Origin of the sequence: Vibrio sp. M260118 (genome assembly GCF_036533755.1) — a bacterium.
Lineage (GTDB): Bacteria > Pseudomonadota > Gammaproteobacteria > Enterobacterales > Vibrionaceae > Vibrio.
In genome coordinates this window covers 1-11720 of record NZ_JATABG010000076.1, presented here as the reverse complement: position 1 = coordinate 11720, position 11720 = coordinate 1, and the positions used below count along the sequence as shown (strand labels likewise).

General features: G+C 46.4%; 10 protein-coding genes. 5 read left to right on the top strand and 5 right to left on the bottom strand.

Annotated elements, in window-relative coordinates:
* Together QTO00_RS07050 and QTO00_RS07045 are read left to right on the top strand one after the other, a co-directional pair.
* Positions 1–1489 (top strand): sensor domain-containing diguanylate cyclase (locus tag QTO00_RS07050; RefSeq protein WP_331423910.1); only part of this gene is annotated, 1489 nt, incomplete at its 5' end.
* A gap of 88 nt (positions 1490–1577) precedes the next feature.
* Positions 1578–2108: a 3'-5' exonuclease gene (locus tag QTO00_RS07045; RefSeq protein ID WP_331423908.1), complete on the top strand. Its 531-nt coding sequence runs from the start codon at positions 1578–1580 to the stop codon at positions 2106–2108.
* 94 nt (positions 2109–2202) lie between these two features.
* Here the strand turns inward: QTO00_RS07045 and QTO00_RS07040 are convergent, their stop codons facing one another.
* From QTO00_RS07040 to QTO00_RS07025, 4 genes are all read right to left on the bottom strand, one after another.
* Positions 2203–3651 (bottom strand): AGE family epimerase/isomerase, encoded by a 1449-nt coding sequence (locus QTO00_RS07040; RefSeq protein ID WP_331423907.1) that lies wholly within the window; start codon positions 3649–3651, stop codon positions 2203–2205.
* A gap of 174 nt (positions 3652–3825) precedes the next feature.
* Positions 3826–5235: a TRAP transporter large permease gene (locus QTO00_RS07035; protein ID WP_331423905.1), complete on the bottom strand. Its 1410-nt coding sequence runs from the start codon at positions 5233–5235 to the stop codon at positions 3826–3828.
* 11 nt (positions 5236–5246) lie between these two features.
* The gene (locus QTO00_RS07030) at positions 5247–5861 is read right to left on the bottom strand and encodes a TRAP transporter small permease subunit (RefSeq protein WP_331423903.1); all 615 of its coding nucleotides are present in this window, start codon (positions 5859–5861) and stop codon (positions 5247–5249) included.
* Positions 5862–5942: 81 nt separating this feature from the next.
* Positions 5943–6947: a C4-dicarboxylate TRAP transporter substrate-binding protein gene (locus QTO00_RS07025; RefSeq protein ID WP_331423902.1), complete on the bottom strand. Its 1005-nt coding sequence runs from the start codon at positions 6945–6947 to the stop codon at positions 5943–5945.
* Positions 6948–7353: 406 nt separating this feature from the next.
* Here QTO00_RS07025 and QTO00_RS07020 point away from each other — a divergent pair, with 406 nt between their 5' ends.
* From QTO00_RS07020 to QTO00_RS07010, 3 genes are all read left to right on the top strand, one after another.
* Positions 7354–9189 (top strand): sensor histidine kinase, encoded by a 1836-nt coding sequence (locus QTO00_RS07020; RefSeq protein ID WP_331423901.1) that lies wholly within the window; start codon positions 7354–7356, stop codon positions 9187–9189.
* Positions 9182–10564, top strand: coding sequence for a sigma-54-dependent transcriptional regulator (locus QTO00_RS07015; RefSeq protein WP_331423900.1), 1383 nt, complete (start codon positions 9182–9184; stop codon positions 10562–10564). Before QTO00_RS07020 ends, QTO00_RS07015 begins: the two co-directional genes overlap by 8 nt.
* Positions 10565–10641: 77 nt before the next feature.
* Positions 10642–11058 (top strand): hypothetical protein, encoded by a 417-nt coding sequence (locus QTO00_RS07010; RefSeq protein WP_331423899.1) that lies wholly within the window; start codon positions 10642–10644, stop codon positions 11056–11058.
* Positions 11059–11267: 209 nt separating this feature from the next.
* Here the strand turns inward: QTO00_RS07010 and QTO00_RS07005 are convergent.
* Positions 11268–11720: heparin lyase I family protein (locus tag QTO00_RS07005; RefSeq protein WP_331423897.1), on the bottom strand; the 453-nt coding region annotated here is incomplete at its 5' end.

Sequence of the window (11720 nt, the reverse complement as noted above, 5' to 3'; positions counted from 1 at the left end):
GGCATTTGTGTTTTCAATGCTAGTTGCGTTATACGCCATCTATTTCGTCTATCTCTCCCAGGTTAGGTACACGGCTTCAATAGTAGAAAGATTAGCCGAGCAACAGGCACACAATTTACAAAAAGTCGTTGAGAGCGACTTACAGTTCATTGGTGCAGGGGCTAACTTCTATCATGCGACCATGCCTGAAGATTGGTACCGTTTTCCTGTGTTTGCAGACCAAATCGTTTCAGCCTCTCAAACTTTAATTGCTTTGCAGTGGATGCCTCGGGTCGAGCATGACCAAGTGGAGGAGCACGTAAACAATGTAAGGCAAACGTTTCCGTTTTATCAAGTGTATACAGTGCCAAAAGATGGCCCTAAAACCATGGGCTATATCATGCCTAACCAAGAGCCAATTTATCCTGCGTCTGATGTCTACCCGAGAACGCAAGACAATTTTAATGCTTTGGGTTATTACTCATCTAGACAACGTTTTGAGTTGGTATTAGATGGAATGCGCCAAACCGGCCTGCCCAGTGTTTCTGACAAAATTCGTCTTCTTCAAGACGGCCTAGACAGAAGCTTAGCGAAGACGGGACTGTTGGTGTACCACCCGGTTTTTAGTGCGAACAATCAACATGAGCTGATGGGTGTGGTGATTGGCGTTATCCGCTCCACTAAGTACTTTCAATCGATAGTGGTTCGGACCGCAACAGAACAAGACTTATTGGTGAGAGTGACAGACATCGGCTTTGACGCTGAAGACGATCCAATTCTTTACCAAAGCGAGAATTGGCAAACGACCAGTGGTATTAAAGTGAGCAAGAAAGTGATTTTGCCGAATCGCGAGTGGGTGGTGGATTTCAAACTCGACCACGTTATCTCTGGCAAGGATCGTGTGGTTCTGATTGGTATTTTTATCACCGGAATTCTGATTGCATCGCTTTCGAGTTACATTGTGTCGTTATTAGTAAGAAGTCAAGAACGACTTGAAAGGGCTTTAGGTCAACGTACAGAAGAGCTACTTTACCTGGTCGACCATGACACGCTCACTGGTATTTATAATCGTCGAGCCTTCATCCGATATCTAAATAATAAAGTCAGCGTAGATGAACCATTCTCTCTGACGGTATTTGACGTTGATAGATTTAAACAGGTTAATGATCAATATGGGCATATAGCTGGCGATGAGATGCTTTGCCACGTAGTACGAACCGTGCAGAAAAAGCTCAGAGAAGGCGATATCTTTGTCCGCACGGGAGGTGATGAATTTTGTATCATCTCTTCTATCACTGATCGGTTTGAGCTGTTTAATTATTTACATGGGATTGGTCAAACCGTGGCAAACTCGGTTTATGACTTTGATGGCTTAAAGATCAAATGTTCATTGAGTATTGGGGCGGCGATTCGCCGCGATGAAAACGAAGAAGATATCTTGCATGCTTCCGATGCTCAGCTATATAAGAGTAAAGAGAGTGGACGCGATTGCGTCTCAATTGCGGAATAACTCGCCAATCAGTACAACGGCATTCGAGTTTTTTCTGATTCTGATGTAGAATTTTGCGCTTTTAGAATGATTTGAACAAAGGCGAACCATGAACCATAACCGTGTAGTTTGTTTCGATTTAGAAATGTGCTGTTGGAATGAAAACGGTGTCGGTACGACTGGCGAAATCATCGAAGTGGGGCTTGCTGAAATCGACCTCAATTTAGGTCAGATCGTAAAGCGGGCCCAATACTACGTGAAGCCAGAGAGCGATGAAGTATCGTTGTTCTGTTCGCAGTTAACGGGCATTACGCCAAGAAAAATCGAGAAACAAGGACGCCCTTTAGCAGAGGTCCTTAAATCTATGATTAAAAACTTTGGCGGTACAAACAAGATTTACGCGGCTTGGGGACGTGACGATAACGTTCTTCGCCAAGAGTGCGCTGGCAAAGGTATCGATATGCCGTTTAATGAATTTATTAACTTGGCGACCTTGTATCGAATCCAGAACCGACTAAAGGACAAGCGTATCGGGCATAAAGCAGCGCAGGAGAGCAAAGGCATCGAGTGGGAAGGACGTCAACACTCTGGTTATGTTGATGCTTATAACTTGGCGAAGCTTGCACTGACCATGCTGTAAGTTTTATTGCTGCGATTTAACTTTTTGAATTGATTTAAAAAAATCCGATGCGCGACACGCATCGGATTTTTGCTTTTATGGTCCTATTTGTGCTTTAAGGTCTTATATGGCTAAACGCCACCTTCTTAATTCTTTTGTCCGCTAATGGAGTGATTTGCTCTACATCGCCCTTGTAATAGTAAGGGCTGTAGGTTAGCTTACTGCTCTCAGGACGAGCATAGTAAAGGTTAGCGGTCTCTTTATCGTTGTGTTGGGCAAACAGGTAACCAATCAGCGCGTGTTCAAACTGATGGTAGCCATTACCCCAGTGGAACGCTTTGGTGCGTTTTGGATCTAATCCTATACCACCATATTGATGATCGACCCAAGCGTCATGGAAACTAGGCAAGGTATATTTTAGCACCTCTTTTTGAGACTCACCGGCCATAGTGACGGTCATGGCAGCTTGGTCAAGCTCAGCCCACTCCCAAGACGAGCTACCTCCAGAGTGAGGGCGGCCACACCAGCTAATGATCTTACTGCCTTGCCAAGCTTCACTCAGAGGCTCACTAAAAAATTCTGCCACTGTGCTGAAGTCACGCTCCACCTGAGCTTGTTTCAAAGTGTGCTTCATCCCTTGTAAACCAAACTCAGACCACTGCTTGTTGTTAACGGTTTGACCCGTTAGGTAGGTCATCCAGTAAGCTTTAATCGTGTGGCCAAAGTCGTTGTGTTTAGCGCTTTGCATCATCGCCGCTTTATGGTGAATCCCGCCGTAGAAACGCTGTTCGTCTTCGGAATGATAGTGTTCGACGAGCACTTGAGTAAGCCATGTTAGGTCTGACATCCACTTCGACTTAGCAGGTTCAGGCAGTAGTGGAGCAACTAACAGCAGATAACCATTGATTTGATCAAGCTGAGCGACCAACTCTTTTTGCAGTGCACTTTCTCCATCCCCATCTTTTAATACCCAAGCGAGCCCGCTGTTATCGTCAACACGGTATGTATCAAAGATGAAGGCTTGCTGCTCAATCAAAGCTTGTTCGACTTTGCTATCTTGAGTTAGGTAGTAGTACATGGCCAGGCCAACCAGAGCGTAGGCCTGATCTTGCGAAGTTCGTTGTTGCCACTCTAGGCCAGGTTTACTGTCTTGGGTGTAACTGATGAATCCGCCACTGCGTTCATCGCGCAGGTTATCAATCAAGTAATACGCGCCTTGTCTGGCTAACTCTAGCGCTTCAGGGTTACCTGTCAGGTGGAAAAGCACACCGTATGCATAGGTCTGGCGAGATTTCATGCGCGTATATTCGCGACCAAAGTGAGGGGTAATCCAACCTTTATCGAGTTCAGGACAAACGTCATTGACGTCGAGTAGTGTGCCGTTGTCACAGCGGAAGGTAGGGAAGTTACCGGTAGGGTTCCCCTGCGCCGTGGGCATCATCCAATACGGCGCTAAACCTTTTTCAGCGTGATCAAGCCAATCTTGGCCTGAGGGTAATTGGGTATCTGCGTGAGATGAAAAACTGAGAGCAGCGATAATTAAAGCAAGATTACGTGGCTTCATATTCAACCAATGTTTAAGAAATTTGCTTCAATATATACAAACACGTTTGCACAATGTGACGGTACAATCACAGAGTTCATGAGACGGTGTGTTAACAGAAAGGTTTTTAACTTATTGGTTTTATTGAGCTAGTCATCAAAAGGGAGCGATGTGCTCCCTTTGATGTGTTTTGAGTTATGCGTATCCAATCAACTGTGGTAGCCACAATACGATACTTGGGAAGAATATCAGTACTGCAATGGTAATGACGTCGGCAACAAAGAATGGAGTACAGCCACGGAACACATCTTGAACCGAACACTCTGGGCGAACCCCCGCTACGACAAAGCAGTTTAAGCCGATAGGCGGTGTGATTAAGCATAGCTCGGCCATTTTTACCACTATGATACCGAACCAAATGGCACAACCTATACCAGAGACTCCAAATGCAGAATCTGCCGCTGCTACATCGGCGCCACCGTTCAAAGCAATAATCGCTGGATAAACCACGGGCAGGGTGAGTAGCAACATGCCGATCGCATCCATAAACATCCCTAGTACTGCGTATGCGAGTAGGATGAACAGCAATGTCAGCATTGGGCTCTGTTCTAAACTCACAATCCAATCGGAGAATGCACTTGGTAAGTCGGCAAAACCGAGGAAGCGAACATAAATCAAAACACCCCAGATGATGGCAAAGATCATTGCAGACAGTTTGGCGGTTTCCATTAGCGAGCTTTTGATCTCTTTCCAACCGCTACCGTGGTAGAGCGCAACACACAAAATGGCCGTAGCACCTAGTGCGCCTGCTTCCGTTGGCGTGCCAACACCGCCATAGATACACACCATAATAATCGCGACAACAAAGAAGATTGGCATGGCAGCAGGAAGAGACTCCATACGTTGTGACCAGGTGTAACCACGAACTGGAGGGCCAAAGTCTTTGCGTGTCATGGCCAGGAAGATCACCAATCCACCATAGATGAGTGCAGATACAAAGCCAGGGATAAAGCCTGCCATAAGTAATGCGCCTACATCTTGTTCTACGATAATGGCGTAAATGACCAAGATTGCAGAAGGTGGAATGAGTGATGCGAGCGTACCACCTGCGGCAACCACACCGGCTGCAAAGCGTTTGTCGTAACCTAGCTTAAGCATCTCAGGTACAGCAATGCGGGCAAACACCGCTGACGTAGCAACAGAAGCCCCAGAGACTGCTGCAAATCCTGCTGTTGAGAATACGGTCGCGACGCCCATACCGCCCGGTAGCCAGCCTACCCAACGTTTTGCCGCTTCAAATAGCGATTTAGTCAGCCCAGCGTGATAGGCAAGAAAGCCGATCAAGATGAAGGTTGGAATCAACGAAAGGGCCAGCGATGAGACTTTTGAGTGTGGTATGGTTCCGGCCATTTTAACTGCGACGAGAAATCCGCGCTCGAAGCCTAACTTGGCACTGAATATCCACACTAGGCCGATAAAGCCTGCTATGGCCGCTGCAAAAGCGACGCGCACGCCCAAAATTACGAACACCAACATAGCTGCTGAAACCCAAAGGCCGATCTCTATGCTATTCATATTGGCCATGGTTTGAAGTAATTGTGACAAGGGAACTTCTCCTAGTTATCGTGTCCGCTAACAGACTCGGCTTCTTTTGCTGCCACTTCAGCAGCTGATTCGATTAATGGCACCGCGACTGGCGAATCACCGCCTTGTTTTAAGGCGCGCAGATAGCCCCATATTTGTAGTAATAAGCGCAGCGCAAGAATGGTTAAGGCAACCGTAACAACCAGTTTTGCAGGCCAAGTTGGTAGGTTAATATCGAGAGAAGAGTCTCCCAGACAATAGGCGCGCCAAAAGTGAAGGTACGAGCCATAAATTAGGACTAATGTGACAACCAGCATTAGGCTAGTGGTCAATAGCTCGGTAAACCACAACCAACGTCCTCGAAACTGACCAACGATGATGTCCATACGAATATGGCCACCCATACGTTGTGTATAAGCAATGCCTAGGAATGCGATAAACGCCATTGCTTGTTCTACCCAGTCGATATAGCCACTGATGGGTGTAGAGAACAACCAACGACCAAGTACATTGACCGTTGCAAGGGCAACCAATAGGAATATTGCGGTTCCACCCGCCAAATTGAGCAGTGATTCAAAGCGAAAGAACAACCGATCAGTTCGACTTAATAGTGAACCATCTTGTTTAACAGAAGCAGCCGCCGACATACCGGCCTCCTAAGAAATAAATGATAACGATGTTGTAAATGATAAAGAGGTAGGCCACCAACTAAGGCGGCCTAGAGGTGATTATTTTTCAGCAAACAGCTTAGCGGTGTAATCAAACACAGCTTGAGAATCAAATTTGCCTTTGTACTTTTCAACCCACTCTTGACGCACAGACTCTGAAAGCTCATTGAGTTTGGCTGTTTGCTCCGCAGAGAAGGTGATTTGATCTAGCCCTTCCTCTTTGATTGCGGCTTCGTACTTAGCTGTAGTGTTCTGTTCGTAGTTCTCTACATAGTAAGCAAGCGCCTCATCAACAGAGCCCAATAGCGCTTCTCTGTGCTCAGGTTTCAGTGCGGCTAGAGCCTCAGAGTTCACCACAACCGGACAGTTCGCAGAGCCTAGGTTGAGGTTGGTCGTTGCCCATTTACCAACCTTGTATGAGTTGGTTGCAAGGTGTGCGTGAGGAGCAAAGGAAGCGGCATCAATTACGCCAGAGTCCATTGACTGACGAACCTCAGAGAAAGGAACACCGGTTTTAACTGCGCCAAGTTTACCTAGTACACCCATGATTCCGCCTGGGCCACGCACGCGTAGGCCAGAGAAGTCATCGAGTGACACTAAAGGATCGCCTTTACTGACGATGTTGTACTGAGGAAGCGGGGTAGGCATTAGTAGCGTCGCATTCCAACGAGCAAGATCTTTCTTCACTTCTGGATGTTCAAACACCTTCATGTAGATTTCACTGACGCGTGCGAGCGAAACATCTTTAGTGAATGGCAGCTCAGTTACGGTAATGGTTGGGTTTTTATCTGAGTGGTAGAAAGAACAGAACTGAGCCATTTCGAAAGCACCAAATGAGATGCCGTCTAGGTTTTCGCGTGACTTAGATAAGCCGCCGTAGGAAATGTTAAGCGTAAACTCACCGTTGGTTTTTGATTCAACCAGTTCAGCTAACTTTTCTACGTTCTCAGTAAAAGCTCTGCGTTTACCCCAAAGTGACACGTTCCACTCGGTTGCTGCGGCCACTTCTCCAGCCATGAATCCAGTTACGGTAAGAGTAATCAGCGATAGTTTTAGTGCTTTCATTCTTTCGTCCTTGTTATTGGTTATATGCCCCGAAATTGTGTAGGGAGGAGCGATGTTTTCATTGCGTTCTTAGCAAAGAGTCACTAGCAAAGGGTTTGCCAACTTGTTATGAAGGAGTTTCTTTGATGTTAAGTGGTTGAAGTATGGTAGATTATTTGCGGAATTGTTGATGGAGAGGTAACGAAATTTTGTAACTGTGAGGTTGAGTGAGCCAAATTTGGCTCAACTAATTGAGGTATGTCGATTGATATGAGCCATTTTTGGCCTATGATTGTCAGTGTCAAATACCTGTAATGACTTCAAAGAGTTACGCTATCAGCCCTAGCGTGATACCTGGGGTATTTGGCGTAATACTTGCTATCTGTCCTTATTCGTTTGGTTCAATATTAGATTGTGGAGACATGGAATGTCGCTGAGTAGCACGAGCAAAGCATATGGAATGATTGCCATAACTGCACTCATTATTGGCGCGTTTTTCGCTACAGTATTGGTGAGAAGCACCCAGTTTCAGCAATTTGAAGAGCTACACCGAATCGGTGAGGAGCGCCTTAATCTCTATGCTTCAACAGTTGAAGCTGAGTATCAGCGCTTCAATTATCTACCCCACATCACTGCCAACGATGCCCAAGTGTTAATGCTGCTTTCAACGCCTACCAATGCTCGGTTAGCGGATCGGGTCAACGTTAAGTTGGCGGATTGGCAGACAGAGTCGGGAGCCGATGCGTTGTACCTGATGAACCTCAGCGGGACGGTTGTAGCGAGCAGTAATTGGCAAGATGAGAACAGTTTTATCGGCAACGACTACCATTTCCGACCGTATTTTATTGATGCTGTCGCGGGCAATGAAGGCCAGTTTTTCGCAGTGGGTGTGACGACGGGCGAACCGGGCCTGTTTCTTTCTAAACCAGTTAAAAATAATGACACGGTTGTTGGCGTCGCGGTACTCAAAATTGATATGTCGCTGCTTGAAGCAAACTGGAGCGCGGGCGGGGAGCGAGTATGGATTAGCGATAGTGATGGAGTAATTTTCCTCTCTAGTCACTCACAATGGCGTTATCGAAGTTTGTCGCCACTGTCACCGGAAGTAAGCCAGCGTATCGAAGAGGCGCAAAAGTATAGTAACCACCAGATTCATGCTCTACCGATGGAAGAGCGTCCAGGCTCTCCACTTGGCGATCGGGTGATCAATCTTTCTCAAACCAGCTCAACCGACGATGCTACCTTCTCTTCTGGCCATTTCTTACTGCATGAGCGTGAAATACCGCGGTTAGGTTGGCAGCTTTACTATCTCAATGACATGAAAAGCATTGAGCAGAGCAAGTTTACTGTATTACTGATTGCGCTGTTGGTGACAGCACTACTTGCTTTGTTGGTTTCCTTTTTCTTTAGTCGCATTAAACATCAGCAGCAGCTTGAGTGGCAGGTCGCACAGCGAACTAACGCCCTGCGACAGAGCAATAGTAACTTAAAGCGTGAGATAGAGGAGCGGATTCGAACCGAGAAAATGCTTCGCCAAACCAATGAAGAGCTTATTCATGCAGAGAAAATGAGCGCCCTAGGCCAGCTTTCTGCTGAGCTTGTCCATGAGATTAGCCAACCCCTACAAGCGACTCTGACTTACGTCGCTAGTAGTAAACTGCTGACCAAGAAAGGTCAATATGAGCTAGTTGAGGAGAATCTTGGCGAGGTTGATAGCTTGATTCGCCGCGTATCAAGTATCGTTACTCGGCTGAAAACCTTTGCTAGCCGTTCAGTCGGTGAGCTTCGCCCCGTCGACCTTAAGCAAGCACTCGACAACGCACTTGTGGTACTGCAGCCCCGTATCGACAAACATGAGATAGAGATAGTACGCGAACAACAAAGCGAGTGTTGGGTCAATGCAGATGAGATAAAACTAGAGCAAATCTTGGTTAATCTAATTCGCAATGCCATTGATGCCATCATCGAGTCTGACTGTGTCGATTGCGGGCGAATTACTATCGCCAGTTACCAACAACAGCAGCAAGTGGTGATTAAAATCTCTGACAATGGCTGCGGCGTGAGCGATGAAGACCTGCCTATGCTGTTTGACTCTTTCTTTACCACTAAGCCACCGGGGAAAGGGTTAGGGCTTGGTTTGTCTGTATCGAAGGGCATTATTGAAGAGTTTGGTGGCACCCTTGCGGTTGAGAACAACACGGAACAAGGTGCTGCATTTTGCGTAACCTTGTTTGCTTCATCGGGAGAGTCAAATAATGAGTAATCATCCACAGCTAGAATCGGTAAAAGTGGTATTAGTCGACGATGAAGAGGCGATTCGCAAAGCGACCAAGCAGTGGCTGAATTTGGCTGATATTGAGGTTGAGGACTTCTCTTCCGCTAAACAAGCGTTGAGCGTAATAGAAGCCAACATGAAAGCCGTGGTGGTTTCGGATATTCGTATGCCAGAAATGGATGGAATGACCTTTGCCCAACAGGTTCAAAACATCGATAGTGATATTCCTGTGTTGCTGGTTACCGCTCACGGTGATGTCAAAATGGCCGTCGAAGCGATGCGCAATGGCGTGTATGACTTTATCGAAAAACCCGTCGAACCAGATTTGCTTGTTGATCGGATAAAAAGGGCCAGCGAAAAACGCAGGCTAGTGCTTGAGAACCGCAAGTTGCAGCAATTATTAGTTGAGAAACCGAGCTTAGAGTCGCGCCTGATTGGGCAATCACCGCGGCTATCGGAGCTGCGCAAACAGATACTTATGCTCGGCCAAACCCCTGTCGATACAGTAATAAATGGCGCGACCGGAACGGGTAAAGAACTAGTCGCACGCTGCTTACATGATTTTAGTCAGCGACGAGACCACCCGTTTGTTGCGGTTAACTGTGGCGCAATACCAGAGAACCTGTTCGAGAGTGAGCTATTTGGCCATGTAAAAGGAGCGTTTACTGGAGCAGACAAGAATCGCGTGGGTAAAATTGAGCACGCCAATAAAGGCACGCTGTTTCTCGATGAGATAGAGAGTATGCCGATGAGCTTCCAGATCAAGCTGCTGCGAGTACTGCAAGAGAGAAAGCTAGAACGCATCGGCTCTAATCAGGAAGTCGATCTCGATTTATGGGTGATTGCAGCGACAAAAACCGATCTGCGCAAAGCATCTGATCTAGGCGAATTTCGTGAAGACTTATACTACCGCTTCAACGTGGTGGAGTTAGACCTGCCTAAGCTCAGCGAACGACGAGAAGATATCCCACTTCTATTTGAGTACTTTGCTCGTAAAGTGGCGCTTCAATATCAGCGTGATTTTGTCGAGCTCAGTGACTACGACAGTGCAATGCTGATTGATTATGAATGGCCCGGCAATGTGCGCCAGTTAAAGAACGCCGCCGAGCGCTATGTGCTAGCCATTGGTGGTAGTCACTCGCTCGGGGCAATCATCGGCTGCGAGACCCAAGTGGAAGAGGTGGGTACCAGCCACAATTTAGCGGATCGAGTCCACAGCTTCGAGCGCCAACTGATCATTCAATCGCTAAAGCGCCACAAAGGCAACGTTCAAGCAGTATTAAGCGAGCTAGAGCTACCAAGACGAACCCTCAACAACAAAATGACCCAATACGGAATATCCCGTCAGGATTTTGTTGGTTAGGGGGGAAACATCTTGCTGAGCAAAAGAAGATAAAAACCAGCGTAGAGTTAGATGTGTTTTTACAAGGAGAAATGCTTATGACGACTAAACAAATTCGCATGCTAATGTATTTGTCATTCGTTAGTGGCAGCGTCGTTGCAGAGATGGAGTGGGACAATGAGCATTACGTTAAAGGTGAAGAACTCGCTCTATGTTCTGGTTTTGCCAAGTTTCTCTATCACAACCCGGAAGACCTTGAAAAGAGTAACTTGAACCTTAATCACACTGCGGGTAAGTATCTGGCGCTCTCCTACAGGTCCATGAGAGCCTATTACAGCGAAGCCAAAGGTTATGACACAGAAAAAGCTAGCAGGTTTGCCTGGCGAGAAGCTGCACGTTTGCAGGGATATCAGCACGGTTACTCTGCCGCAGTGGAAGCACATGAAGATAAAAAGACGGCTGTTGGCATTGCTGTGATGCAGTTGAACAATTGCCTAACAAAGTATGGAAGTTAGAGGCAATTGACTCACAAAAAGGTACGGAAACCGTCGGCTCTATCTCATTTACATAGCATTAAAAGGTAGCGCTTGTAGGAGTGTCCTTAACATTAAAGTGCCCTCTGTACGGATTTTAGGCTGAAATGGGACAATATGTCCCATCAGTCAATTTGTAGACACTTCTAAGCTGAGATTTATCCGTAGCGAAGTTTTTTGAGGTCTCAATGTTAGTGAAGCAAGTCTTCTCGACTATTTGCCCTAGAAACATTTTTATAGAAAACAGTTTGTGTTGGTACGATATCATCTTTTGTTGGCTTCATGGTCTTTGAGTATCTGATCCTATATCGTTCTAAAAACGAGCGATATATTCCATATTTAAAATACACCGTATTGGCTTCCATTGTCTGTCCAGAATAATCAACTTTTTGATTGCCATTGACCCACACCTTGAACCAACCGCTATCGTCTCGCGACCACTTAACGTTTATCTCTATTTTGTGCCACTTCCCTCTCAATTCCTCTTCCGTTATCAAGGGATAAAGTTTACGAGTTCCTCCCCACACTTGGTCATCCAGAGAATAGCCGCCATCTGCGTTTTGAAAAAGCCAGACTGGATGAGAGTCTTTTTGGTGAAACTGACCTAGAGCGACTTTAGTTGGATAAATATTGGTGTAATTGTC

Bases quoted from the DNA above. Each gene is read 5' to 3' on its own strand.
- QTO00_RS07045 (WP_331423908.1), top strand. From the start codon at position 1,578: ATGAACCATAACCGTGTAGTTTGTTTCGATTTAGAAATGTGCTGTTGG.
- QTO00_RS07040 (WP_331423907.1), bottom strand. From the start codon at position 3,651: ATGAAGCCACGTAATCTTGCTTTAATTATCGCTGCTCTCAGTTTTTCA.
- QTO00_RS07030 (WP_331423903.1), bottom strand. From the start codon at position 5,861: ATGTCGGCGGCTGCTTCTGTTAAACAAGATGGTTCACTATTAAGTCGA.
- QTO00_RS07025 (WP_331423902.1), bottom strand. From the start codon at position 6,947: ATGAAAGCACTAAAACTATCGCTGATTACTCTTACCGTAACTGGATTC.
- QTO00_RS07020 (WP_331423901.1), top strand. From the start codon at position 7,354: ATGTCGCTGAGTAGCACGAGCAAAGCATATGGAATGATTGCCATAACT.
- QTO00_RS07015 (WP_331423900.1), top strand. From the start codon at position 9,182: ATGAGTAATCATCCACAGCTAGAATCGGTAAAAGTGGTATTAGTCGAC.
- QTO00_RS07010 (WP_331423899.1), top strand. From the start codon at position 10,642: ATGACGACTAAACAAATTCGCATGCTAATGTATTTGTCATTCGTTAGT.